A 749-nucleotide genomic window follows, 5' to 3' on the forward strand; every position below is an offset into this window, starting at 1 on the left:
GATCAAAGCCTGCTTACGGCTCCCCGAGGCATTTCGTCGTTCGCCACGTCCTTCTTCGGCTCCTAGCGCCTAGGCATCCTCCGTGCGCTCTTAGTAGCTTAACCTATGCTGAAACAAGTTCCAGCTTAAATCGTTAATCTCAGCTAAGAGATCTATCGCAAATTTCATATCCAGTTTTCAAGGTGCAAAGTGTTATTGGTGGAGCCAAGCGGGATCGAACCGCTGACCTCCTGCTTGCAAGGCAGGCGCTCTCCCAGCTGAGCTATGGCCCCGAAGGAAAAAATATGGTTGGCCTTAGTGGACTCGAACCACCGACCTCACCCTTATCAGGGGTGCGCTCTAACCAGCTGAGCTAAAGGCCAATATGTGAACTTCTTGGGATGAAAAAAGCATCCGCTTGGCAACGTCCTACTCTCCCAGGACCCTGCGGTCCAAGTACCATCGGCGCTGAAGGGCTTAACGGTCGTGTTCGAGATGGGTACGCGTGGTTCCCCTTCGCCGTTATCACCAAACGGATGACTCCTTACAGAAAGAGACTTGCTCTTTCAAAACTGAACATGAGCGAACCAGTCGGTTGTGCATCTTACGATGCTTATCGTTTCCTCATCGGGAAACGGTATTCCTTAGAAAGGAGGTGATCCAGCCGCACCTTCCGATACGGCTACCTTGTTACGACTTCACCCCAATCATCTACCCCACCTTCGGCGGCTGGCTCCCTTGCGGGTTACCCCACCGACTTCGGGTGTTGT

General features: G+C 52.7%; 2 tRNA genes and 3 rRNA genes. All 5 read right to left on the reverse strand.

Annotated elements, in window-relative coordinates:
- Window positions 1–104 (reverse strand): 23S ribosomal RNA (locus tag I8J30_RS32625); the annotation flags it as partial.
- Between the two features lie 92 nt (window positions 105–196).
- Window positions 197–272 (reverse strand) — tRNA-Ala (locus I8J30_RS32630).
- 13 nt (window positions 273–285) lie between these two features.
- Window positions 286–362, reverse strand: a tRNA-Ile gene (locus tag I8J30_RS32635).
- Between the two features lie 33 nt (window positions 363–395).
- Window positions 396–512: ribosomal RNA gene (gene rrf / locus I8J30_RS32640) — 5S ribosomal RNA — on the reverse strand.
- Between the two features lie 115 nt (window positions 513–627).
- A 16S ribosomal RNA gene (locus I8J30_RS32645) occupies window positions 628–749 on the reverse strand; the annotation flags it as partial.

It is taken from the genome of Paenibacillus lignilyticus, from assembly GCF_017942085.1.
GTDB lineage: Bacteria > Bacillota > Bacilli > Paenibacillales > Paenibacillaceae > Paenibacillus_Z > Paenibacillus_Z lignilyticus.